Source organism: Nesterenkonia xinjiangensis (assembly GCF_013410745.1).
GTDB classification, from domain to species: Bacteria; Actinomycetota; Actinomycetes; order Actinomycetales; family Micrococcaceae; genus Nesterenkonia; species Nesterenkonia xinjiangensis.
This window is the reverse complement of record NZ_JACCFY010000001.1, coordinates 2,368,797-2,390,179: the sequence shown is the minus strand read 5'-3', so window position 1 is coordinate 2,390,179 and position 21,383 is coordinate 2,368,797. Positions and strand designations below refer to the sequence as shown.

18 protein-coding genes are annotated in these 21,383 nt (G+C 70.7%); 7 read left to right on the top strand and 11 right to left on the bottom strand.

Annotated elements, in window-relative coordinates:
- Nucleotides 1–20: 20 nt before the first annotated feature.
- Entirely contained in the window at nt 21–1,667 is a 1,647-nt protein-coding gene (locus HNR09_RS10840) for an N-acyl-D-amino-acid deacylase family protein (RefSeq protein ID WP_179542045.1), read from the bottom strand.
- Nucleotides 1,668–1,860: 193 nt separating this feature from the next.
- On the opposite strand from HNR09_RS10840, the gene HNR09_RS10835 reads away from it, so the two are divergent.
- The 3 genes from HNR09_RS10835 (at nt 1,861) to HNR09_RS10825 (ending at nt 4,121) form a co-directional block, all read left to right on the top strand.
- Nucleotides 1,861–2,529 carry a PAS domain-containing protein gene (locus HNR09_RS10835; protein ID WP_179542044.1) on the top strand — a complete coding sequence of 223 codons (669 nt, stop codon included), beginning with the start codon at nt 1,861–1,863 and terminating at the stop codon, nt 2,527–2,529.
- A 66-nt stretch (nt 2,530–2,595) separates the two neighbouring features.
- Nucleotides 2,596–3,495 (top strand): sugar kinase, encoded by a 900-nt coding sequence (locus tag HNR09_RS10830; protein ID WP_179542043.1) that lies wholly within the window; start codon nt 2,596–2,598, stop codon nt 3,493–3,495.
- The gene (locus HNR09_RS10825) at nt 3,492–4,121 is read left to right on the top strand and encodes a bifunctional 4-hydroxy-2-oxoglutarate aldolase/2-dehydro-3-deoxy-phosphogluconate aldolase (protein WP_179542042.1); all 630 of its coding nucleotides are present in this window, start codon (nt 3,492–3,494) and stop codon (nt 4,119–4,121) included. Before HNR09_RS10830 ends, HNR09_RS10825 begins: the two co-directional genes overlap by 4 nt.
- Here HNR09_RS10825 and HNR09_RS10820 read toward each other — a convergent pair.
- The 4 genes from HNR09_RS10820 to gabT all read right to left on the bottom strand — a co-directional run bounded on the left by HNR09_RS10820 (nt 4,084) and on the right by gabT (nt 9,174).
- Nucleotides 4,084–4,815: a cyclase family protein gene (locus HNR09_RS10820; protein ID WP_179542041.1), complete on the bottom strand. Its 732-nt coding sequence runs from the start codon at nt 4,813–4,815 to the stop codon at nt 4,084–4,086. The genes HNR09_RS10825 and HNR09_RS10820 overlap by 38 nt on opposite strands.
- A 58-nt stretch (nt 4,816–4,873) precedes the next feature.
- The gene (locus HNR09_RS10815; RefSeq protein ID WP_179542040.1) at nt 4,874–6,334 is read right to left on the bottom strand and encodes an NAD-dependent succinate-semialdehyde dehydrogenase; all 1,461 of its coding nucleotides are present in this window, start codon (nt 6,332–6,334) and stop codon (nt 4,874–4,876) included.
- A 66-nt stretch (nt 6,335–6,400) separates the two neighbouring features.
- On the bottom strand, nt 6,401–7,807 hold the full coding sequence (locus HNR09_RS10810; protein ID WP_179542039.1) for an NAD-dependent succinate-semialdehyde dehydrogenase: 1,407 nt from the start codon (nt 7,805–7,807) through the stop codon (nt 6,401–6,403).
- 47 nt (nt 7,808–7,854) lie between these two features.
- Nucleotides 7,855–9,174 carry a 4-aminobutyrate--2-oxoglutarate transaminase gene (gene gabT, locus HNR09_RS10805; protein ID WP_179542038.1) on the bottom strand — a complete coding sequence of 440 codons (1,320 nt, stop codon included), beginning with the start codon at nt 9,172–9,174 and terminating at the stop codon, nt 7,855–7,857.
- A 135-nt stretch (nt 9,175–9,309) separates the two neighbouring features.
- On the opposite strand from gabT, the gene HNR09_RS10800 reads away from it, so the two are divergent.
- Nucleotides 9,310–10,206, top strand: a complete 897-nt coding sequence (locus HNR09_RS10800) for a LysR family transcriptional regulator (RefSeq protein ID WP_179542037.1) — start codon at nt 9,310–9,312, stop codon at nt 10,204–10,206.
- A gap of 3 nt (nt 10,207–10,209) precedes the next feature.
- Here the strand turns inward: HNR09_RS10800 and HNR09_RS10795 are convergent, their stop codons facing one another.
- Nucleotides 10,210–11,490, bottom strand: a complete 1,281-nt coding sequence (locus tag HNR09_RS10795) for an FAD-dependent oxidoreductase (protein ID WP_179542036.1) — start codon at nt 11,488–11,490, stop codon at nt 10,210–10,212.
- Nucleotides 11,491–11,754: 264 nt separating this feature from the next.
- Between HNR09_RS10795 and HNR09_RS10790 the strand changes: the two genes are divergently transcribed.
- Together HNR09_RS10790 and HNR09_RS10785 are read left to right on the top strand one after the other, a co-directional pair.
- Nucleotides 11,755–12,990 carry an NRAMP family divalent metal transporter gene (locus HNR09_RS10790; RefSeq protein WP_246348797.1) on the top strand — a complete coding sequence of 412 codons (1,236 nt, stop codon included), beginning with the start codon at nt 11,755–11,757 and terminating at the stop codon, nt 12,988–12,990.
- A gap of 49 nt (nt 12,991–13,039) precedes the next feature.
- Entirely contained in the window at nt 13,040–13,828 is a 789-nt protein-coding gene (locus HNR09_RS10785; protein WP_179542035.1) for a putative hydro-lyase, read from the top strand.
- Between the two features lie 113 nt (nt 13,829–13,941).
- Here HNR09_RS10785 and HNR09_RS10780 read toward each other — a convergent pair whose 3' ends face one another.
- Nucleotides 13,942–14,793 (bottom strand): urea carboxylase-associated family protein, encoded by an 852-nt coding sequence (locus tag HNR09_RS10780; protein ID WP_179542034.1) that lies wholly within the window; start codon nt 14,791–14,793, stop codon nt 13,942–13,944.
- A gap of 87 nt (nt 14,794–14,880) precedes the next feature.
- Here HNR09_RS10780 and HNR09_RS10775 point away from each other — a divergent pair, with 87 nt between their 5' ends.
- Nucleotides 14,881–16,134 (top strand): MFS transporter, encoded by a 1,254-nt coding sequence (locus HNR09_RS10775; RefSeq protein WP_179542033.1) that lies wholly within the window; start codon nt 14,881–14,883, stop codon nt 16,132–16,134.
- A 110-nt stretch (nt 16,135–16,244) separates the two neighbouring features.
- Here HNR09_RS10775 and HNR09_RS10770 read toward each other — a convergent pair whose 3' ends face one another.
- From HNR09_RS10770 to HNR09_RS10755, 4 genes are read right to left on the bottom strand one after another with little or no spacing between them, the layout of a single operon-like run.
- Nucleotides 16,245–16,988: a GntR family transcriptional regulator gene (locus HNR09_RS10770; protein ID WP_179542032.1), complete on the bottom strand. Its 744-nt coding sequence runs from the start codon at nt 16,986–16,988 to the stop codon at nt 16,245–16,247.
- A 34-nt stretch (nt 16,989–17,022) separates the two neighbouring features.
- Complete coding sequence (locus HNR09_RS10765) at nt 17,023–18,807, bottom strand: acetyl/propionyl/methylcrotonyl-CoA carboxylase subunit alpha (protein WP_179542031.1); 1,785 nt, start codon at nt 18,805–18,807, stop codon at nt 17,023–17,025.
- Complete coding sequence (locus tag HNR09_RS10760) at nt 18,804–20,585, bottom strand: 5-oxoprolinase subunit B/C family protein (RefSeq protein WP_179542030.1); 1,782 nt, start codon at nt 20,583–20,585, stop codon at nt 18,804–18,806. Before HNR09_RS10760 ends, HNR09_RS10765 begins: the two co-directional genes overlap by 4 nt.
- Nucleotides 20,582–21,376, bottom strand: a complete 795-nt coding sequence (locus HNR09_RS10755) for a LamB/YcsF family protein (RefSeq protein WP_179542029.1) — start codon at nt 21,374–21,376, stop codon at nt 20,582–20,584. The genes HNR09_RS10760 and HNR09_RS10755 overlap by 4 nt, the downstream gene beginning before the upstream one ends.
- Nucleotides 21,377–21,383 lie beyond the last annotated feature (7 nt).

Genomic DNA, 21,383 nt, shown 5'->3' with positions numbered 1-21,383 from the left:
GTCTCCTCACGTGTGGCGGCCTACTGGCCTGTGGTGCGCCCTGACGGCAGCGACGTGGCCACAGGACCGGTCCGATGCAGCTGCCCCGAGCCGGAGCCTGGAGCGTCCGGCGTTCCCGGTGGCCGCGGCCAGACCGGCCGACCTCCGAGCAGCACCGCATCGAGTCCGTGCGTCTCCCGGCGGGGGTTCTGGTAGTCGGCCCGGTCCGTGTAGGTGCTCGGGTCGATGATCTGCAGGTCCGCCGGTGCCCCGGGGACGATCGACCCGCCGGGCACGCCGAACCGCGCCCGCGGGGCGGAGCTCATCCTCCTCACGACCGCTTCGGCGGGCAGCAGCCCGTCCTGCCACGCATACGTGCTCAGCGCGCGGGGGAAGGTGCCGAAGAGCCGCGGGTGCACGTAGCCCTCCTCTCGGGGAAGACCATCGGATCCGAGGAAGGCGTGGGGCCAGCAGAGCACCTCCCGCATCCCCTGCGGGTCGGAATGGTGGACGATGATGGTGAGCACTCCGTCCTCCGAGAGCACGAGATCGGCCAGTGCCTCGGCGGGGTCCTGACCGCGTTCAGCTGCGATGTCCACCAACGCACGACCATCGAACGCACGGGTTTCGGGATGGCTGAACCCGGCGAGCAGGATCGCATCCGGCCCCACCGAGGTGAACTGATTCTCCAACGGGCCGTCCCACGGCCTGCGCACCTCGTCCAGCGCCCGGGCTCGGGCGTCCGGATCGGTCAAGACCTGAAGAAGCGAGTCTGTGCCGCGTCGGGTCGTCCAGCTGGGGAACAGCGTGGAGGCGGTGGTGCTGCCGGCGGTGTAGGGGTAGACGTCTGCGGTGACATCGATCCCCTCCGCGCGGGCGGCCTCGAGACGGTCGATGATCTGAGGCATCGTGCCGAAATTGGCGGCACCGGTGACCTTGAGGTGGCTCACGTGCAGGGCACATCCGGCGTCTCGGCCCAGGGCCAGGAACTCGTCCAAGGAGCTCTCCAACCGGCCACCTTCGTTCCTGATGTGAGCGACGAGGACCTTGTCCCGGCGGGCCACCACCTGAGCGAGTGCAAGGAGCTCCTCACGTTCCGCCGCGCTCCCTGGGGCATACATCAGCCCCAATGACAGGCCCACCGCGCCGGCGCTGAGCGCCTCGTCGAGATGGGCGGCCATCTCGCGGAGCTGGGCCGCATCAGCCGGCTTCTGCTCCATGCCCATCACGCCGGCCCGCAGCGGAGCGTGCGGGACCAGCGCGATGACGTCGAGTGCCGGGGCGGAACGTTCCACCGCGTCGAGGTAGTCGGTGAAGCGGGGAAACACCTCCTCCGGGAAAGGGCCCAACACAGGGGTGGCGTAGTCCTCCAGGCCTCCCCCGGCGACGGAGGGCGCGCATCCGTGGCCGCAGTTGCCCACGATGGTGGTCGTCACACCTTGGGAGAGCTTCGGGTCGAGCGCCCGAGGGCGGAAGAGGGCGGCGTCGTCATGGGAGTGGACGTCCACGAACGCGGGGAGCAGGAGGCGGCCCGCAGCGTCGAGCAGCGTCTCGCCTTCCACGGAGGGCAGGTCGGCGCCGACTTCTTCCACGCGTCCGCCGACGATGCGGACATCGGCGCGACGGCGGCGGCGCCCGGTGCCGTCGAGAAGATCCCCGCCCCGGATGAGCTGTCGGTCGTGCATCATCGCCTCCCGTGCTGTCGTCGGCCGCCCATGTGTCCTGGGCAACACTGTGCCGGGATCGACCATAACCCATGGTTTACCGAGAATCTATACACTTGATGTAACTTTTACATGTGAACGCGAGGTCGCGACTCTGACCACGGGGTACCCTACGGAACACACACCCCTGCGGCAGCGCACAACCGGGAGGAAGACTGTGAGTGATGTGACGGCAGATTCGCCGCGGTTCGAGAGCATCCAGGAGCTCCATGCGGTGTTGGCCCCGGTGATGAAGGCTGTCGCCGTCACCATCGGGGAGCACTGCGAGGTGGTCCTTCATGATCTGAGTCGCCGCGATATGGACCAGACCATCCACGCCATCGAGAACGGCCACGTCAGCGGCAGGCCAGTCGGCGGCCCCTCCACGGACCGCGGCCTGACGCTCCTCAAGGATGAGAAGGCCGACCATGATGCCTTCGGCTACCGCGGTCGCACGGCCGACGGCCGCGAACTGCACTGCTCCTCGGTGTACTACCGGAATCGCGCCGGCTCAGTGATCGGGGCACTGTGCATCAATGTGGACCTCACCGCATTGGAGAACGTCCGCTCGATCATCTCCTCCCTCCTGCCCGCTCAGAAGGATGAGCCCGAGGAGATCGTCGGCCCCAGCATCGACGCCGTCCTCGACGGGATGCTGGAGTCGGCCATCGCCGAGATCGGCAAGCCCCCGCCGGTCATGGTCAAGGAGGACCGGATCGCCGTGCTGCGCAGGCTTGAAGCGCGCGGAGCATTCCATATCAAACGCGCCGTGGACCGGGTCTCCCAACGTCTGGGCATCTCCAAGGTCACGGCCTACAGCTACCTGGACACCATCCGCAACTCCTGAGTCGCCTGGCAGGCTCCACGGCGGCCACATCGGCCCCGGACGCCTCTGACCGGAAGAAGGCACGACATGACGACGACATCCTCTCCTGTGCTGTGCGTCGGCGAGACGATGGCTCTTGTCACCCCCAGCAGCACCGGACGGCTGAGGACGGCCGCCGCGTTCACCCTCGACGTCGGCGGGGCCGAGTCCAATGTGGCCGCCCACCTCGCTGCGCTCGGACGACGCAGCGTCTGGTTCAGCCGACTCGGAGACGACGAGCTCGGTCGGCGGGTCTCGGATACGCTCACCTCTCGCGGCGTGGATCTCACCCCGGTGATCTACGACCCGGAGGCCCCCACCGGCGTCTACTTCAAAGACCCAGGCCACGGCGTCCTCTACCACCGCAGAGGATCTGCCGCGTCCCGGCTCTCCACCGCCGACGCCGACGCCCTGGACCTGAGTCCATACGGGCTGGTGCATCTCTCAGGGATCACACCCGCACTGTCCGCGGCAGCGGCGGCCTTCATCGACCGGCTGATGGCGCGCGCCCGGGAGGCCCACCTCCCCGTCAGCTTCGATGTGAACTTCCGTGCCGCGCTCTGGCCGCGCGAGGAGGCCGCTCAGGCCCTCCTGGCTCTGGCTCGGCGGGCCGACGTCGTCTTCGTGGGCCGCGACGAGGCGGAGCTGCTCTGGGGAACGAGCACGGCCGCAGCCGTCCGCGACTTCCTTGACGGCACGCCCACCCTGGTGATCAAGGACGGTGACGTCGGCGCCACCGAATTCACCGGCGATCAGCACGTCTTCGAGCCCGCCATCCCGACCGAGGTCGTCGAAGTGGTGGGAGCAGGTGATGCCTTCGCCGCCGGGTATCTCGCGGCGTTGCTCGACGGCGGCGACTCCTCCGCCCGGCTCACGGCCGGACACCGCCGCGCCGCACTGACACTGCAGACCACCACTGACTTCATGGACGAAGGAGCATCCGCATGACCTCGACATCCTCCGCGGTGGAGAACACCTGGTTCGACCACGCCTTCGGCTCCGCCCCCGTCATGGCCATCCTCCGCGGCATGGGGGTGGAGCGCTCGATGGAGCTCGCCACCACGGCCTGGGACCTCGGCATCGACTCCGTGGAGCTGCCCCTCCAGACCGACGAGGACCTTGTGTCATTGCGCGAGGTCTCCCGTCTGGCCGCTCAACGGGGCAGGTCTGTGGGCGCCGGCACCATCGTGCGCGAGGAACAGATCCCCGCCGCCAAGGAGGCCGGTGCGGAGTATCTGGTCTCCCCCGGTTATGACGCAGGGCTCGTCCGCGTCGCAGCGCAGGAGTCGTTGCCATTCCTCCCGGGCATCACCACTCCCACCGAGCTGCAGGCCGCGACCACACTCGGGCTGACCTGGGTGAAGGCCTTCCCCGCGCAGTGGCTGGGGACCTCCTGGTTCGCTATGATGCGCGGCCCCTTCCCGCACGTGAACTTCGTGGCCACGGGCGGGATGAACGCCCACAACGCCCAAGAGTTCCTCGATGCCGGTGTGAGCGTCGTGGCCGTAGGATCAGCGCTCGAGGATCCGGAGCAGCTCACGTTGCTGGCGGCGCAGGCGGGTCACCGGCGCTGAGCCCCTGAGCAGCTCCCCGCCAGGCCACCACGCGCGCCGGAGCGCCGTCGACGTCGGCCAGCGGCAGCGGGAAGATCCCCACGTGGTGCTCCCCCGCCGGCAGATCGCGCAGTCCGGTCAGATTCTCCACGATCAGCCCGTCGCGGCCGAGCACCAGCTCGTGGACGGGGAACCCTGCCTCCGGGTCGGTCGAGGCTGGGTCGGTCAGGGCGGCTCCGGTGAGGTCAGGGCTCAGCGCATCGGTGCCGAGGACCCGCATCCCCCGCGACCACAGCAGCTCGGCGGCCTCCACGCTCAGCCCCGGGTGCTGCAGCGCCTGCTCCGTGCCGAAGAACCGGTCCCAGCCGAAGGCCAGGAACACCCGGCGGGGCAGTCGCTCCGCGTCTCCGAGGCTCAGATCCTGCGGTGCCACCAGGTGCCCCGGACCAGCCTCCAGGTGGATCACCCGGGCCGGGCCGATGAGCTCCTCCAGCCGGATCTGTGAGGTCGTCCGCCCCCCGGGCACCGTGTGGCTCGGGGCATCCAGGTGGGTGCCCGTGTGTGAGCCGCAGGTCAGACGCGCGACGGCGACGCCGTCGCCCTCAAGCGTGAGCCCGGGCCCCAGCACGACGGCGGGATCGCCCGGATAGACCATCATCGCGTCGTGGATGGGTCGACTCAGGTCATGGGGCACGGAGGCCTCCGGAGACGTCATCGGGCTTCCCCCCCCCGCCTCGACATGTCGCACCCTCACCGGCACCCGGTGGGGTGTCTCAGCCCTCGCGCCCCGCAATCTCCGGGTCGACGATGTTCAGCAGGCGCTTGTTGACGAACTCGTCCATCCCCAGCGGTCCCAGCTCTCGGCCGAACCCGGAGCGCTTCACACCGCCGAAGGGCATGTCCGCGGCCTCGGAGCCGCCGACGTTGACATTGGACATGCCGACCTCGAGCTGCTGGGCCACGCGCAATGCCTGAGCCCGGTCCTGCGAGAAGACCGCGCCGCCGAGACCGTAGGACGAGTCGTTGGCCAGGCGTACCGCTTCCTCCTCATCACGGACCCGGTAGATCGTCAGGACCGGTCCGAAGAGCTCCTGGCGGTAGGCGTCCGTGTGCTCGCTGACATCGGTGAGCACGGCCGGCCGCAGCCAAGCTCCCGGACGATCCGGCCGGTCGCCGCCCACTCGCAGCCGCGCCCCCTGCTCGACGGCGCGCCGCAGCTGACCGTGCAGACCCTCGGCGGCCTGCTCGGAGGAGAGGGGATAGTAGTGCCCCGGCCGAGGCTCCAGCGGGTCACCTGGCTCCAGGGCGCCGATCTCCTCGACCACCGCGTCCACGAACTCCTCGTAGAGGTCCTCGAGCACGATCAGCCGCTTGTTCGAGGTGCAGGCCTGACCCATGGTGTCCAGACGGAACTCCACCGCCTCGCGGGCGGCCTGGGCGACGTCCTCCGCCGACAGGTAGATGTGCGGGTCCGAGCCGCCCAGCTCGAGCACCACCTTCTTCAGGTGCCGCCCCGCGAGGGAGGCCACTGCCGAGCCGGCCCGCTCGGAGCCGGTGAGCGAGACTCCCTGGACCCGGTCGTCGGCGATGATCTGCTCGACCTGGTCATGGGTGACGAAGACGTTCTGGTAGACGCCCGCCGGCAGCCCGGCGTCGTCGAGGAGCCGCTGCAGGGCCAGCGCCGAGCGCGGGCACGACTCCGTGTGCTTGAGCAGGAGCGTGTTGCCCAGCAAAAGGTTCGGCGCCGCGAACCGGGCCACCTGGTAGAACGGGAAGTTCCACGGCATGATGCCCAGCAGCATCCCCAGCGGACGCTTCTGGATCACGGCCCGGCGCCCGTCGATCTCCTTGATGACCTCGTCAGCGCCCAGGTGGGGACCGTTGACGGCGTAATAGCGGAAGATGTCGATGCACTCCTGCACCTCGCCGTCCGCCTGGTCCAGCGCCTTGCCCATCTCCGTGGAGGCGATGACGGCCAGGTCCGTGCGTCGCTCCTCGAACAGGTCAGCGATGCGGTGGGCGAACACCGCACGGTCCTCGATGTCCAGGGTCCGCCAGTCCTGGAAGGCCTGGTGGCCGACCTCCAGCACCTCCTCCAGCTGCGCCGGCTCCAGGACGTCGAAGGTCTCCAGCACGGTGTTGGTGCGCGGATCCCGGGTGCGGTACTCCAGACGGGTGGTCTCAGAGCTCGTGGTCTCGGAACTGGTGGTCTCGGAACTGGTGGTCTCGGTCATCGTCTCGGCTCCCTCGTGGACGTGCGGTCAGTTCGGCGGGTCAGTCCGGCGGATCGGACCAGCAGGTCAGACCGTGGACCAGTCGACGCTCAGGTACTGCGGTTCGGTGAACTCCTCGATGCCGAAGCTGCCGCCCTCACGGCCGATGCCGGCCTGCTTGACGCCGCCGAAGGGTGCGCTCGGGTCGGAGACGATGCCGCGGTTGATCCCGACCATCCCCGCCTCCAGCCTCTCACCGATCTGCATGGCACGCTGCAGGTTCCCGGCGAAGACGTAGGAGGACAGGCCCACCTCGGAGTCGTTGGCGCGGGCGATCATCTCGTCCTGGTCGGTGTAGACCACCACCGGAGCCACCGGGCCGAAGATCTCCTCGCTGAGGATGGCCGCGTCGGCCGGGACGTCTGCCAGCAGGGTGGGAGCCACGAAGGCCTCCTGGTCCAGGCCTGCGGCACCCTCGCCTGCGGGCAGCGCCGCCTGATGCGCGATGCGTGCCCCGGCGGCCACGGCGCCGTCGATCAGATCCCGGATCTCGGCGGCCGCCTTCGCGTGGATCACCGGGCCGATGGCCGCACCGGCGGCCGGGTCGCCGACCGTCAGCTGTTCGATGCGCCGTCCGAAGGCGGCGATGAACTCCTCGGCGACGTCGGCGTGCACGTAGAAGCGGTTCGCCGCGGTGCAGGCCTGCCCGGAGTTGCGGAACTTCGCGACCATCGCCCCCTCAACGGCGGCCTCGACGTCGGCGTCGGCTGTCACGATGAACGGCGCGTTGCCGCCCAGCTCCATGGAGGTGTTGACCACTCGCTCGGCGCACTGGGCCAGCAGCCGACGGCCCACCCCGGTGGAGCCGGTGAAGGAGAGCTTGCGCACCCGGTCGTCGGCCAGCCAGGCCGAGACCACCGTCGAGGCGCTGGAGGATGCTGCCACCTGGACCGCGCCCTCCGGCACGCCGGCCTGCTGGAGGATCTCGGCGATCGCCAGGGCGGTCAGCGGGGTCTCGCTGGCGGGCTTGAGCAGCACGGTGCAGCCGGCGGCCAGCGCCGGAGCGATCTTCCGGGTGGCCATGGCGGCCGGGAAGTTCCACGGGGTGATGAGCACCGCCACGCCCACGGGGTGGCGGGTGACCACGTTGCGCACGCCTCCGGCCGGAGCCACCCCGTACTCACCGGGGGCACGGACGGCCTCCTCCGCGTACCAGCGGAAGAACTCCGCGGCGTAGGCCACCTCTGCGGCGGCGTCGGCCTGCGACTTGCCGTTCTCGGCCACGATGATGTCGCGCAGCCGCTCCGCGTCGTCGAGCATGCCGCGGTGGGCGGCCATCAGGATCTCTGCACGCTTCCGCGGGGCCACGGTGCGCCACTGCTCGAAGGCGGCCTGCGCGGCGTCGACCTGGGCGGCGGCCTCCTCGGCGGTGTGGTCGTGGACGGTGTCGATCACCGCGGCGGTGGCGGGATTGCGGACCTCGAACTCGGTCATGGTGTCCTCCAGAGGGTGATGTGAAGCGGGTGGGGCGGGCAGCCGGCTCAGGCGGCGGCCAGCGCGTCGAGGATGATGTCCAGGCCCTCGGTGAGCAGGTCCTCGCCGATGGTCAGCGGGGGCAGCAGGCGGATGACGTTGCCGTAGGTGCCACAGGTCAGGGTGATGACGCCGGCGGCGCGGGCGGCGGCGGCCACGGTGCCGGTCAGGGCGGCGTCGGGGGCCCCGGTCTCCGGGTCGACCAGCTCGACGGCGAGCATCGCCCCGCGGCCGCGGACCTCGCCGATGCGCGGGTCCTTCTGCTGGGCCTCACGCAGCCGACCGGCGGCGATCTCCTCGATGCGACGTGCCTTGGCGGTCAGGTCCTCGGCCTCGATCGTCTCGATGGCGCCCAGGGCTGCCGCGCAGGCCACCGGGTTGCCGCCGTAGGTGCCGCCGAGGCCGCCGGGGTGGGCGGCGTCCATGATCTCGGCGCGGCCGGTGACCGCGGACAGCGGCAGGCCGCCGGCGATGCCCTTGGCGGTGGTGATGATGTCCGGGGTGATGCCCTCGTCCTCGCAGGCGAACCACTGGCCGGTGCGGGCGAAGCCGGTCTGGATCTCATCGGCGATGAACACGATGCCGTGGGCGCGGCACCAGTCGACGATGGCCGGCAGGAAGCCCTCGGCGGGGGTGATGAATCCGCCCTCGCCCTGGATCGGCTCGATGATCACGGCGGCCAGGTTCTCGGCGCCGACCTGCTTCTCCAGCTGGTCGATGGCGCGCGCGGCCGCTGCGACGCCGTCGAGCCCGTCACGGAGCGGGTAGGAGCCGGAGGCCCGGTAGACCTCCGGGGCGAAAGGGCCGAAGCTGTGCTTGTACGGCATGTTCTTCGAGGTCAGCGCCATGGTCAGCGTGGTGCGCCCGTGGTAGGCGTGGTCGAAGGCGGCCACGGCCTGGCGGCCGGTGTAGGCACGGGCGATCTTCACGGCGTTCTCTACGGCCTCGGCGCCGGAGTTGAACAGCGCAGTGCGAGCCTCCCCCTCCACCGGCGTCAGCTCGGCGAGCTTCTCCGCGACCCGGACGTATCCCTCGTAGGGGGTGACCATGAAGCAGGTGTGGGTGAACTGGGCGACCTGCTCCTGCACACCGGCGACCACACGCTCGGCCGACGCGCCGACGCTGGTCACCGCGATCCCGGAACCGAGATCGATCAACCGGTTGCCGTCGACGTCTTCGATGATGCCGCCGTCGGCGCGCGCTGCGAAGGTCGGCATCACGGAGGCCACACCGGCGGGCACGGAGGCGCGCTGGCGCTCGAGCAGCTCGGCGGCGCGCGGGCCGGGTATCTCGGTGGCCAGGTGGCGGGACTGGGGCACTGCGGTCATGGGGTCCTCCTGAAGGGACGGCGGCCGGCGACGACGTCGTGGGGGCCGGGCGGGCAGATCTTCTCCCTGTGATCGTGTCGCAGATTGCTCATGCCGTCCAATGCCTCTCCTTGATGAAGGGTATGCTCTGTAGGCATGGACTCTCGTCTGCTCCGATACTTCGTGGCCGTGGCCGAGGAGGGCAGCGTCTCCGCCGCCGCCGACGCCCTGCACATCACCCAGCCCGCGCTCTCCCGGCAGATCCGCAGCCTGGAGCACAGCCTGGGGCTCACCCTCTTCGACCGCGGCGAGCTGCGGCTCCGGCTCACCCCGGAGGGCCGCGAGTTCCTGGGCACCGCGCGCACGGTGCTGCAGGCCCACGCCCATGCCCGAGACTTCGCTGACCGGCTCGCCTCCGGGAGGCTCCGCAAGGTCTCGCTGGCCGCGCCCCGGACCACGCTGATCGACGTCGTCGCGCCCTTCGTGGCCACCTTCACCACGGAGGATCCGGTGCCTTCGGTGGTGGAGATCGGCGGTGACGAGCAGCCGCACCGCCTGGTGGCCGACCATGACCTGGTGATCGCTCCGCAGTCACCGGGTGAGGACGTCGACACCCGCCTCATCGCAGAGCTGCCGGTCTGGGCCTATGTGCCGGCCTCCCACCGCTGGGCAGGCCGGGAGGAGATCACCCTGGAGGAGCTCACCGAGGAGCAGCTGGTGGTCACCTCGGCGGACTTCAAGGCCCGTCGCCTTCTCGACGCCGCGCTCGACCTGGCCGACCTGACCCCACGCAGCGTGCTGGAGGTCCGCCACGGGAGGGTCGCCCAGGCGCTGGCCGCGGCGGGGCGAGGAGCCGGCGTGGTCACCGACGACCCGCATTTCGACCTGGTGCCGGTACGGATCCGCACCGGCCCCGAGAACAGCCACCGGCCGCTGCACATCCGACTGCATGCCTCCTGGCGGCGCGGCCATCACGCCGCAGAGTCGCTGGAGGGCTTGGTCGCGCGCCTGCGCGCCTTCAGCCTCGAACGCTACGGGCGGACCATCGAGTGAGCGTCAGCGGCGGGCCCAGCTCGGGGCATGCTCCGGGCGCACCCCGACCCCGATGACCCAGGGCATCACGCCGCTGAGCTGTGGGGCCTGACGCAGCGCCCAGGCCACCGGAGCCGGCACCTGAGGCGGGGAATGCTGGGCGAACATCGACTCCAGGCCCCGGTGCACCTGAGCCTGCACGGCCTGGGTCAGACGGGTGGGCGGCATCCGGCGACGCTGGACGGCGGCCACGTCGCGATCGCTGATCGTCCCCTCCCGCAGCGGGTGTGCCAGCCTGGTCGCGGCGGCCACTCCATCCTGGACGGCCAGGTTCACCCCCACACCCCCGACCGGGGACATCGCATGGGCGGCGTCACCCACACAGAGCAGCCCGCTGCGCCACCACCGGGTCAGCCGATCCATCTGCACCTCCAGGAGCTTGACGTCCTCCAGCTGCAGCCTCGCGGCGGCGTCGGCGAGCGCGGGCAGTCCGGCGGAGACCTGCTCACGCAGCGCCTCGATCCCGCGGGCGCGCAGCGCCGCGTCGGAGCCCTTCGGGATGAGCATCGCCGTCTGGATGTAGTCCCCGCGCGGAATGGGCAGCAGCGGATGCTCGGTGTCGAAGCTGGGAAGGATGGTCCCGGCCGCGCTCTGGGCGGCACCGTCGGCCTGCAGCCGGAACCACCAGACGTCCATCGGCACGGGGAAGGAGACCGCGGGCAGCCCGGCCTGCTGCCGGACCTGGGACCAGCGTCCGTCGGCCGCGAGGGTGAGCAGGGCCTGGATCTCCTCCTCACCGGCAGGCCCGCACACTCGGACCCCCGTGATGCGGGCCTGCGGCGGAGGGGCACCGCCCTGCGCCGGCGGAGCCGTGGCGCCGTCGTCGCCTGCATCCTCGCTGAGCAGCCCGATGACCTCGGTGCCCATGCGCAGCTCGAAGCCGGGCTCCTCGGCCGCGGCCTCAGCCAGCAGGTCCAGAAAGTCCCACTGGGGAGCCATGGCGATGTACGGATAGGGGTGCCTGAGCCGACTGAAGTCCACCAAGGTCACCCGGCCCCCGGCGGCCGCGGGGAGCCGTGCCGACTCCACACGCTGGTGGGGGATCCGGGAGAAGCGGGGCATGAGTCCGAGCTCATCGAGCAGCAGCATGGTGCTGGGGTGGATGGTGTCACCACGGAAGTCGCGCAGGAAGTCATGGTGCTTCTCCAGGACGAGGACGTCGACCCCGGCCCGAGCGAGCAGCAGCCCGGCGATCATGCCGGCCGGGCCTCCCCCGGCGATGACACAGGTTCGGGACTCGGACATGCGACCATCCTGACGGCGTCGATGACGGGCGGCAAGGGTTGCCGCGCCCGGGCTGAAGGGCCGCACAGTGTGAGAACCGGCGACCTTCACCTACAAATTGTTGGACAATCTCTTGCCAGGATTGTTGAACAACCACTAGCCTGTGGGAAGTCGCACAGTTGATCTGTGTCACATCCGTGCAGTCGGCTCCTCGAGCCCACCGCCTCGCCGATGTCCGCATCGCGCTCGACGTCCAGCACCCGCACCACTCTGGGGAGTGAACCCATGGCAGAGACGGCACCCGCATCCGCGGAGTCCATCAAGAAGCTCGCCCGCACTCGACGCACCGCCCTGCTGGGGGCGATGTTCCTCATGGCCACCAGCGCAGTGGGCCCCGGGTTCATCACCCAGACGGCGACATTCACCCATCAGATCGGCGCCGCCTTCGCCTTCGCAATCCTGATCTCGGTGCTCATCGACATCGCCGTGCAGCTCAACGTGTGGCGGGTGATCGGCGTCTCCGGCCTCTACGCCCAGCAGCTGGGCAACAGGATCCTCCCCGGAGTCGGGTGGGCACTGGCCGTGCTGATCTTCTTCGGCGGCATCGTCTTCAACATCGGCAACATCGCAGGTGCGGGCATGGGGCTCAACGCTCTGGCAGGCCTCGACGCCCGCGTCGGCGGCGCGATCTCCGTGGCGATCGCCCTGCTGATCTTCCTCTCCAAGAAGGCAGGCATCGCTCTGGACCGAGTCGTGGTGGCCTGCGGAGCGGTGCTGATCCTGCTCATGGTCTACATGGCCATCACCACCGCCCCTCCCGTGGGTGAGGCTCTGCGCCAGACCGTGCTGCCCGAGCAGGTGGACTTCTTCATCATCACGACCCTAGTCGGCGGCACCGTGGGCGGATACATCACCTACGCCGGCGCGCACCGGCTCATCGCCTCCGGCAACTCCGGGCCGGAGAACGTCAAAGCCATCAGCCGCACCTCGGTGATGGGCATCATGGTGGCCAGCATCATCCGCTTCCTGCTCTTCCTGGCCATCCTGGGCGTCGTCGCCACAGGGGTGAGCCTCACCGAGGACAACGTCGCCGCCGAGGCCTTCGGTGCGGCGCTGGGTGAGATCGGGCTGCGCGTCTTCGGCCTGGTGTTCTGGGTCGCCGCCATCACCTCCATCCTCGGGGCGACCTTCACCACCGTCTCCTTTCTGACCACCAAGAACACCACGGAGCGGACGAAGACGATCTACTTCGCCGCGTTCCTCGCCCTGACCTGTGGGGTGTTCCTGACCCTGGGCCAGGCCCCACAGACCCTGCTGATCATGGCCGGCGCCTTCAACGGGGTGGTGCTGCCGCTGGGCTTCACCGTGGTGCTCTACGTGGCCTGGCGCCGTCGTGACCTCCTGCAGGGCTATGTGTACCCGAAGTGGCTGCTGATCATCGGGCTTCTGGCCTGGGGGCTCACCCTCTATATGGGCGCGAACTCGCTGACGGGCCTGGCCGAACTGTGGATGACCGGCTGAGCACCCACCCGCCCGGACCCGTCCCGAGACACCCAGCGCAGGAGATCCCATGACGCCGACCCCGGAGAGCCTCTCCCCCGCCCAGGCCCGCGAGGCGTTCAGGACAGGACTGCGCGCCCCCACCAGCGGATACGCCCCCGGCTTCGCCCAGGCCAACGTCCTGGCGCTGCCGAAGGATCTGGCCTTCGACATGCTGCTCTTCGCCCAGCGCAACCCCAAGCCCTGTCCGGTGCTGGGCGTGCTGGAACCGGTGCAGGTCACCTCGGGGCTGCTCGCCGGAGGTGACATCCGCACCGATGTGCCGGCCTACCGGGTCTACCGCGACGGTGAGCTGGTCGCTGAACCGGACGACGTACTCGGGCACTGGCGCGATGACCTGGTGACGTTCCTGCTGGGATGCAGCTTCACCTTCGAGACTCCGCTTCGCCGCGCCGGCGTCCCCGTCCGGCACCTGGATCTCGGGGTCAACGTGCCGATGTACCGCACCGCGCGGCGCTGCGCCCCGGCCGGCTCGCTGTCCGGGCCGCTGGTGGTCTCCATGCGGCCGATCCCAGCCCACCAGGTGGCCGACGCCGTGCGCATCACCTCCCGCTATCCCGGCGTCCACGGAGCACCGGTGCACGTGGGGAACCCCGCCGCGCTGGAGATCGAGGACCTGGACAGCCCGGACTTCGGTGACGCCGTCGACGTCCCTGACGGGTGGATCCCGGTGTTCTGGGCCTGCGGGGTGACACCTCAGGCCGCAGTGATGGAGTCGAAGCCCGAGCTGGCGATCAGCCACTCCCCCGGGCACATGCTCGTCACCGATCTGCCCGACGCCGAGCTCCAGGTGCCCTGAGCAGGTCCGCTGCCGAGGTTGCCTCTGCGCTTTGGGCCCTTTTCAGACGCTGTGAGGCGTCATAAGGGCCCAAAGCGCAGAGGCAACCTCCGGGGAGAGCATCGCAGCGCCTGTCAGTCCCGCAGCCGCATTCCGTGCAGACCGTCCGCTCCCCGGTAGGCGGCACGCTGCGAGGGCTCCCAGCCGGCCAGAGCCTCGTCGTCGAGGGCGTAGACCTTCACCCCCAGCGGGTGGCAGTGCTGAAGCTGCTCCTCCGTGGACGCCGCCTCGGGCCCCCACATGTGCACCGACAGATCCCCTCCCGGGCAGGTGGACAGGGCACAGAGCAGGTCCGTCTCGGCGAAGAACTCGAAGAAGTCATCCGGCTGAGCGGGGCAGGCGTCCATGAAGTACCGACGCTCGTGGTTCAGCCCGGCCAGCTGGAAGACGTTGAGCACGTCGTGGACGTCGTATTCGGTGAGCCCGTGCGGCAGCACCGCCCGGGTGAGGTTGGAGTGGCAGTGCCGGTCGAAGTCCACCCCGGCGAGCATGCGGTTCACATAGGGGTCACAGCGCGTGCCCAGCAGGTCATGGATGACCTCGGCGTCCGGATGACCGGCCAGGGAGTCGCCCACGACGGTCGCCAGCGGCCGCAGGTGGGGCAGAGTGGACCAGAACCGGTCATAGGTGGTCATCGAGGACCGCTGCAGCTGCCGGGTCCGCGCGGCCCAGAACCTCTCCCGCGGGTCATGCAGACTCCACAGGTTCAAGTCTCCCACCTGCGGACCATCCACCTGGAGCAGGCGGACGATGTGCCCGGCGGGAACCTCCCAGGCCCGCCCGGAACGCACGGGGACCTCGAACTCCTGCACGAGCCGTCGGTCTGCGGCGGCGATCCGCTCATAGAGGTCATGGTCGACGTCGAGCGCGCCACCGGGCAGCGACCGGTAGGCGGCATCACGGGTGTAGGTGCGGGGGGCGGGCATAGGTCCTCCTGCTGTCTTTGAACGGACACGGCGTCGCTCTCGGGCTCAGTCTCATTCTGTCGCATCTCCTGAGCGTCTCGTCCTCCCGTGCTTGACTGGGACACGGATGTCCGGACAATCCTGCAGGAGGTCATCACGGAGACGCCGCCCCGGTCCCCTCGCTCGAGGCTGTTCGGCTTCGCCGCGGCCTCGGGCTCCCTGGTGCTGGTGTTCGTCGCCGCAGGCACTCCGATTCCGCTGTACACCACCTACCGTCTCGAGGACGGATTGACCCATGGCGACCTTGCCGCCGCGGCCGCCGTCTACCTCATCGCAGCGGCCTTCGCCCTGCTGGTGCTCGGACGACTCTCCGATCACATGGGACGCCGCCCCGTCGCCGTCGTCGCCCTGGTCCTGGCCGCCGCCGGGATGGGGGTGCTGCTCACCGTGGACAGCGCCGCCCCGCTGCTGCTGGGCCGCACGATGCAGGGGCTGGCCACCGGGATCGCCACCAGCACGCTGGGCGCCTACGCCATCGACACGGCCCCGACCAGGCCGCACTGGCTGGCCGCTGTCACCACCTCCGCAGCCCCGATGCTGGGCATCCCCTCGGGCGCCCTGCTCGCCGGGGCGCTGGTGGACCACGGTCCAGACCCTCGGCACCTGACGTTCAGCATCCTGCTCGGCGCCCTGCTGCTGGCCGCCGTCGCGGTGTCCTTCGGGCCGGAGACGGCCCCGCCGGCCCCCTGGCGCGAGGCGCTCGACCGGGCCGCGGCATCCCTGCGGCCTCGAATCCTGGTGCCCCAGGGTGCAGGGCGGCCGCTCGTGGCGATGGCCGGGGTCATCCTGGCGACCTGGTCGGTCGGCGGCTTCTACCAGGCCTTCGGCCCCTCGATCACCGCAGTGGAGCTGGGGTCCTCGGCCGCACTCACCGCGGCGGCCGTCTTCGCGTCGTTCACCGTGCTGAACATGCTGGGCGGCCCGCTGACCTCCAGCTGGCGTCCCGTCACCGGGCTGCGGGTGGGAGCGGTGGTCTACCTGCTCCTGCTGGCCGGGATCCTCACCTCGCTGGCGGCCGGCGAGATCCTGCCCTTCCTGCTGTTCAGCCTCGCCGCGGGCGTCGCGCAGGGGATCGCCCAGACCGGCGGCATGCGTTCCCTGCTGCCGCTGACCGCCCCACAGGAACGTGCTGGGCTGGTCTCCACGGTCTACCTGCTGAACTACTCCTCTGCCGCGATCCCCAGCCTCATCGCCGGGCAGGTCTCCGACACCGTGGGCCTGGTGCAGATCGCCTGCAGCTACGGGGTCCTGGCCCTGCTCGGGGTGACGATGACGCTCGTCGTCGCCCGCAGCGGACGCTGACCACGCGGTCGAGAGGGTGAGTTTCCGCCCGAACTTCCGCTCTGAAGGCCTCATTCCGGCGGAAACTCACCCTCTCAACAGGGTGGGGGGGCGCCTCGAACGGGGTGGGATCACCCGAGGTTCTCGAGCAGCTGCTCCTCGGCGACGTCGAAGTAGCCCGCCAGGTGCTCCTCTGCGGCCGCACCGTCGCGGGTCTGCAGCAGCTCCACGAGCCTGGCGTTGCGCTCCACATAGTCGGTGTGGAACGTGGGGTCACCCCGCATCGTGTGGAAGACCAGCCGCATCCGGGCAAGGATCTGCTCCATGAAGGCGCTGAGCTGCTCACTGCCCACCTGGGCGATGATCAGCCGATGGAGCTGCTGATTCGCCTGCGCGACGGCGGGGAGGTCCCCGGCCGCGCTCGCCCGACGCGCGACGTCGATGACCGCCTCCAGCTCGGCCAGCGCGGCGTCGTCGAAGTCGGCCTGACGCACCGCGCCGAGTTCCACCACCCGACGCACACGATAGGTCTCGCGGATGTCCTCGGTGGTGGGCGCGTGCACGAAGACACCACGGTTGGGCCGGCGCTCCAGGAGCCCTTCGGCGGCCAGCGACTGGAACGCGGCGCGCAGCGTGTGCCGGGAGACCCCGAGCAGCTGGGTGGTCCGCACCTCAGGCACCTTCGTGCCGGGCAGGATCTTTCCGGAGCTGATGAGTCGACGCAGGATCTCGGCCACCCGGTCCGGTACGTGGGCATGATCGGTCAGGCCCTGCCGGACCTCCGCATCAGCGAGCAGCTCCTCCAGAGCCATCTCCTCCGGGGATCGGCCCGGGCCCGCCGTGGTCTCCTGGACATCCTGCTGTGCACCGTGCATGAGACCAACCTATCGGGCGTCAGCGCCGGGCACCTCAGCGGAGCCGGGCGAGCACCTGACCCGCATTCAGCGAGGAGCCGGGGGCAAGGTCCTCACGGTGCAGTGTCCCGGCGCGCGGAGCGCGCACGGTGGACTCCATCTTCATGGCCTCCACGACGACGACCGGCGCACCCTCCTCGACGTCGTCGCCGTCCTCCGCGGACCAGCTGACCAGAGTCCCGGCCACCGGGGAGGTGACTGCTCCGTCGTCCTCGGACCGGCCGGGCTCGCCCGCACCGCGTGGGTCGGCCTCCTGTGAGGCCGCACCGAGCAGACCCAGCAGCCCTCCGGGAAGCCCGAGGCTGACCGCTCGCCCGTCGATCTCCACAGTTGTCCGACGCATGCCCTGCTCCCGGTGACGCACCGCGGCGGCCAGATGCTCGGACTCTGCCAGCTCCGCCTCGAACTCCGTCTCGATCCAGCGGGTGTGCACCCGGAAGCTCTCGGCACCGTCGGCGGCGAGGAAGTCGTCGGCCTCGAGCACCGCTCGGTGGAAGGGCAGCACCGTGGGGACCCCCTCGACCCGCATCTCGGCCAGCGCGACACGAGCCCGACGCAGGGCCGTGGCCCGGTCCGGGCCGGTGACGATGAGCTTGGCGATCAGCGAGTCGAAGGCACCGGAGACCTCGTCGCCGCTGCGCACCCCGGTGTCCACGCGGATGCCCGGGCCGGTGGGAGGCTGCAGCAGCTCCACGGGCCCCGGGGTCGGCAGGAAGCCGTGCGCCGGCTCCTCGGCGTTGATGCGGAACTCGATCGCGTGCCCGCCGTCGAGCACGCCGGTCTCACGCAGTTCGGCGGCGGCGCGGCGGGCGGCGGTGCTGAGGGGCTCTCCGGCGGCGATGCGCAGCTGCTCGGCGACCAGATCCACCCGTGCCGTCTCCTCGGTGACCGGGTGCTCCACCTGCAGTCGGGTGTTGACCTCCAGGAAGCTGAGCACTCCGTCCGGGCTGAGCAGGTACTCCACCGTGCCGGCGCCCACATAGCCGGCCGCTGCGCAGATGTCCCGCGCGGAGTCCAGCACGGCGAGGCGATGCTCCGTGGAGAGGAACGGCGCCGGGGCCTCCTCCACGAGCTTCTGGTTCCGGCGCTGCAGGGAACAGTCACGGATCCCGACGACGGCGACCTCCCCATGGGCATCCGCCACCACTTGGGCCTCCACATGGCGGGGACGGTCCAGGAACCGTTCCACGAAGCACTCCCCCCGGCCGAAGGCTCCTTCAGCCTCCCGGACGGCCGAGGCGTGAGCGTCGTCGATGTCCTCGGAGGCGCGGACCACCCGCATACCGCGGCCGCCTCCACCATGGGCGGCCTTGATGACCACGGGCAGCCCATGCTCCTCGGCGAAGGCACGGACCTCCTCCGCCCCGCTGACCGGGCCGTCGGTGCCCGGTGCCAGCGGGGCACCGACCTGCACGGCGAGCGCCCGGGCGGCGACCTTGTCCCCGAGACGTTCGATGGTCTCAGGGGTGGGGCCGATCCAGGTCATTCCGGCGTCGATGACGGCACGGGCGAAGTCGGCGTTCTCGGAGAGGAAGCCGTAGCCGGGATGGATCGCCTCGGCGCCGGTCTCCTCCGCGGCGGCGAGGACCTTCGCCTGATCCAGGTAGGTCTGAGGGGCGGTGGCACCGTGCAGCGCCACGGCGACGTCGGCGAGCTCGACGTACAGCGCGGTGACGTCCTGGTCGGCATAGACGGCGACGGTGCGGTGGCCGCGCTCGGCCGCAGCCCGGATGACGCGGACGGCGATCTCGCCGCGGTTGGCGATGAGGATGGTGGTCATACGGGGTCCTCGCAGGTCGTGGTGGAAGGGGTGCGGGTCATGGGTGCGGACGGGTCGACCGCGCGCAGCCGCACAGGGTCGACCGCGCGCAGCCGCACAGGGTCGACCGCGCGCAGCCGCACGACGTCCCCCGGGGCGAGCTGGGCGGCGGCCGAGAGGTCCTCCTCGATGACGACGCCGATGACCGGGTAGCCACCGGTCACCGGGTGGTCGTTGAGGAAGAGCACCGGCAGCCCGGCCGGCGGCATCTGCAGGGATCCACGGGGCACGCCCTCGCTGGGCAGCTCCCCGTCGCGGGCTCGCTCCAGGGGGCGGGCGGAGGTGGACTCCCCCTCGGGCAGTCCCAACCGGATCCCGATGCGGTTCGACTCCTGGGTGACCTCCCAACGCTGGGTCTGGAGCCGGGTGACCTCCTGCTCGGAGAACCAGTCATCGCGCGGCCCGCAGGTGAAGCGCAGGGTCACGGCGCCGTCGTGCTCGGGCACAGGCAGCGTGCTGGGTTCCGGGGCGCCCACGGGGGCCACCGCGTGGGCGCCCAGGGCGATCCGGTCGCCGGCCTGCAGCGGGGCCGGGCCGAGTCCGGACATCGTGTCGGCGGAGGCGCTGCCGAGCACCGGCCCCACGGCGATTCCGCCGCGCACCGCCAGCACGGCACGCAGTCCTCGATGCGGAGCCCCCACGGTGAGGCTCTCCCCGGCGGCGAGCAGGAAAGGAGCCCGGGCCTCTGCGGACCGGGAGCCGCCGTCGGGATGGGCGATGTGCAGCGGCCCTTCAGCACCGGCCACGGCGATCACCAGGTTCCGATCGGTGCGCAGGCTCAGACCGCCGTGCAGCGCCTCGAGCACCGGGGCGCCGGGGGTGTTGCCCACGAGCCGGTTGGCCTGGCGCATGGCGGGTTCATCGGCGACCCCGGCTCGGGAGACGCCGAGATCGCTGAGCCCCTCGCGCCCGAAGTCCTGGATGAGGGTCAGCAGGCCCGGGGCGAGAACCTCCAGTGGCGGGTCCTCCGCAGGGCCGGTGGAGCCGACGACGCCGGCGGCCTGCTGTGGCGTGGTCGTCCCGGGCCTGCGGCCCGCCCCCTCAGCAGTGAGCACAGCGGCCTCGCGCACCGCCCGGTACCGCACAGTGTCACCTGGGCGCACCAGGGCCGGCGAGACGCCGGCGTCGTCGGGGGCCCCGCCCCGTTCCGCCGCACCCTCGGCGGTCCGCTCCAGGTCCCACATGCGGGCGGCGGTGCGGCCGATCAGCTGCCACCCGCCAGGCGAGACGCGGGGATAGACCGCGGAGAACTCACCGGCCAGCGCGACTGATCCGGCGGGCAGCGCGGTGCGCGGGGTCGTGCGGCGGGGCACATCCAGGGCCCGGTCGGTCGCGGTCGGCACACAGTAGGTGAAACCGGGGGCGAATCCGCCGAAGGCTCCGGTCCAGTCCCCGGCCGTGTGCCAGTCAATCAGCGCCTCCACGCTCATCCCGACCAGCGCGGCGACCTCAGCCAGGTCCTCTCCGTCGTAGACGACCTCGAGCTCCACCACAGCGGTGTCCTGGGTGGAGGATGCGTCCACGCGCAGCTCGGCGATCTCCTCCCGCGCACGGCGGGCGGCACGCGGATCCTCGAAGCGCAGCAGGATGGTGCGAGCCGCGGCGACAGCCTCCCGCTGGCCTGGCAGCGGATTCCGGGTCAGATGCTGGTGGTGGGCCAGGACCTGCTCGAGGTCGGCGAACTCCAGCAGCAGGGCGCGCGGACCGGCCTCCCGGATGCCGATGAGCTGGCCACTCATGCGACGAAGCTGCGGATCTCGACGCCGGCTTCCTCCAGAGCGGTGCGCACGGCATGGGCCATCTCCACGGCGCCGGCGGTGTCGCCGTGGACGCAGATGGACTCGGCCTCCACCGGGACGCGGGTCCCGTCGCGGGCGATGATCTGACGGTCTTGGGCCAGGCGCAGCATGTTCTCCACCACCTGGCCGGTCTCGTGGAGCACAGCGTCGGGCTCACGCCGGGAGACCAGTGTGCCGTCCGGGTTGTAGTTCCGGTCGGCGAAGGCCTCGGCGACGCCGCGGAGTCCCGCCTCGGCGGCGTGGCCGAGGGCGATCGAGCCCGGGAGCAGCAGCACCGGCAGCTCGGGGCCGAAGGAGGCGATGGTGTCGATGACGGCCCGCGAGTGGACCTCGTGGCCGATCATCGAGTGGTACAGCGCGCCATGGGGCTTCACGTAGCGAATCCGGGCGCCGGCTGCGCCGGCCATGGCCTGCAGGGCGCCGAGCTGATACCGCACGTCGGCGGCGAGCTCGGCGTAGGAGCACTCCAGATGACGGCGGCCGAAGCCGGCGAGGTCCCGGTAGCCGATGTGGGCGCCGATGGCGACGTCGTTCTCCGCGGCGGTGCGGGCCGTGGCCTGGATGGTCAGCGGATCTCCGGCGTGGAAGCCGCAGGCGATGTTGGCGCTGGAGACCGTCCCCAGGATGGCGGTGTCATCGCCGATCCGCCAGTTGCCGAAGGACTCCCCGACGTCGGAGTTCAGGTCGATGCGCGGTGCACTGTTCCGTCCGGCGGCGGTTCCTGCTGCCATGGCTGCT